Source organism: Finegoldia magna (assembly GCF_003182075.1).
Taxonomy (GTDB): domain Bacteria; phylum Bacillota; class Clostridia; order Tissierellales; family Peptoniphilaceae; genus Finegoldia; species Finegoldia magna.
Genome location: NZ_QGTH01000049.1, coordinates 1 through 2,421, shown reverse-complemented (window position 1 = coordinate 2,421; position 2,421 = coordinate 1). Strand labels below are relative to the sequence as shown.

General features: G+C 32.1%; 2 protein-coding genes. Both read right to left on the bottom strand.

Annotated elements, in window-relative coordinates; translation table 11 throughout:
• Window positions 1-119: 119 nt before the first annotated feature.
• Window positions 120-1,916 (bottom strand): VirD4-like conjugal transfer protein, CD1115 family, encoded by a 1,797-nt coding sequence (locus DES33_RS09490; protein WP_110058835.1) that lies wholly within the window; start codon window positions 1,914-1,916, stop codon window positions 120-122.
• On the bottom strand, window positions 1,909-2,421 hold a 513-nt coding region (locus DES33_RS09485), incomplete at its 5' end, for a phage antirepressor KilAC domain-containing protein (RefSeq protein ID WP_110058834.1). The genes DES33_RS09490 and DES33_RS09485, both read right to left, overlap by 8 nt.

Here is a 2,421-nt window from a genome sequence, read left to right as displayed (position 1 = left end):
TGGAACATATCCAAATTAGTGGGGACTAAAATAGAAACAAATTCCATAATTATAGACAAATAAATAAAAATAATTAAGGATGATTTTCTATTTTCGCACATTTTGCTTTCTCCATAAACTCAAATGTTTAACCTATTTATCTTATAACTTGATTTTAACTTTACCTTATCTCTATTTGTTAGATACTCTTCAACATCAAACAAGTTTTTCTTATCATAATCTTCCAACAACTTGTAATTCTTATGCTTTGTAATATCAAATTTATCAGACAAGAAAGGTCTTACTCCTCTTAGGTGGTATATGCACTTTCCACCATCCATTACTGTTATTTCATCTTGACTCATAAGTTCCTTACCAGTTTTTTGGTAATTTAGACCAAAAGATTTTTGGTTGGATCTTGTTTCTGATGTGTTATATAGGTCTATGGTTTCTTTTCCTAAGGTTTCTGATAATTCTTTTACTGTTGTTTTTTCTTTTCCTCCTAGAAAGAGTGTAGAGTCACAGTTACCAACTATTGTATCTGCATGGTCTTTATAAATTGCTTTTAATTGAGATTGTGCTTGCAGTATTATACTTGCCGATATTTCTCTTGAACGAATTGTCGCAATCAGTTTTTCAAATTTAGGAATCAAACCAATATTGGCAAACTCATCAAGTAGACACCTAACATGAACTGGAAGTCTTCCACCATACACATCATCTGCCTTATCACATAGAAGATTAAATAGTTGAGAATACATTATTGAGACTACAAAGTTAAAGGTATCATCAGTATCTGATATTATTACAAATAATGCAGTTTTTCTATCTCCAATTTTATCAAGCTCTAGTTCATCTTCGCTCATTAGTTCTCTAAGCTCTCTTATGTCAAAAGGTGCAAGTCTTGCTCCACAAGATATTAGAATTGACTTGGCAGTTTTTCCTGCTGCCAGCTTATATTTCTTGTATTGCTTAACTGCAAAATGACCTGGATCTTTCTTTTCAAGAGCTTCAAAGAGCCTATCAATTGGATTCATATAGGTTTCGTCATCTTCTCTGACTTCACTTGCGTCAATCATATCTAAAAGCGTCTTAAAGTTCTTTTCTTCTTCAGGTGCTTCATAATAGATATAACCGATGAGAGCGGTGTAATATAGCTTCTCAGCCTTTACCCAGAAATCTTCTCCTGCCTTTTCTCCATCTCCCTTAGTGTTGGCTATAATTGTTTGTACTAGCTTTAAAATATCTTTTTCACTTCTCAAATAAGCAAAGGGATTGTATTTCATAGATTTTTTAAAGTTTATTGTATTTAATATCTTTATATCATATCCATTTTCATAGAGCATTTTCCCGCACTCTAACACAAGCGTGCCTTTAGGGTCTGTTACTACATAGGAAGAGTGCATTTGCATTAGATTTGGCTTTACATAAAATCTTGTCTTACCTGATCCAGAACCACCTATTACTAATACATTTTTATTTCTAGCGTATTTAGGGTTTTTAGGTCTTGAGTTCATTGTTAGTCTTTCAGTATTAGTTATAAGAACATTATTTTCAAACTTAGGGTCAATGTATGGAGCAATATCCTTACTTTCTCCCCATCTTGCAGATCCATATTCCTTACCTTGCCTATATTTCTTTTTGTTTTTACCTTTACTATAAACAATTAGCTTAACAAGACCAGCAACTGAAACACCTACTAACAAGTCCCTTGGATTAAGGCTTGGTATATAAGATAAAGTTCCTATATCAGAAATTCCCACCATTATTCTATCAATAATATCTCCTCCTACATAAGAATTGATGTGCTTAGAAAAGATATTTCCAATGTAGAAAAAGGATATATAAGGAATGTTTGCTAATATAAATTTCTTTGGGTTATCTATTTTAATTAAGTTTTTAATATCAGAAAGAATGGCTTCTAATATCTTATTCATCGTAGAAACCTTCACTATCTAATAAAATTAGTAGGTAGTGTCTTCCCTTTGGTGTTATAAATGTTTGTATGCCTACAAGTGTACCTAGTGGATCAACCCATTCTTTTACTTCAAAGTATCCCTTATTCTTATCTGCATATGGTAAGAGTTTCTTTTTCTTATCTCTATAAATAAATCCCTTATCCATTAGAAAACTTATAAACTGATTTTGTGGTATTCCTAATTCCTTGGCAGTATTTCTAAAGTTTGTAAGTAGGTTATAATCTACCAATTTGTCATAATAGTCTGCCTTTGGTCTTAATACTTCAATTTCTTCTTCTCTCTCGGCAATAATTCTATTGGCTACAAGAATTGCATCTGCTAGTAGCTCTTCGTTAGTTTTCTTTTCTTGCCCTGCTATATATCCTCCGTTTTTTCTAATACTTGGTAAGACTTCTCTAGTTACCCAAGCTTTGAATATTTTTGCTTGTGGTAGTTTTGATGAAAGGATAAGCGAATACAATCC

Excerpts from the sequence above, each read along its gene's own strand:
- DES33_RS09490 (WP_110058835.1), bottom strand. The coding sequence starts at position 1,916 with ATGAATAAGATATTAGAAGCCATTCTTTCTGATATTAAAAACTTAATT.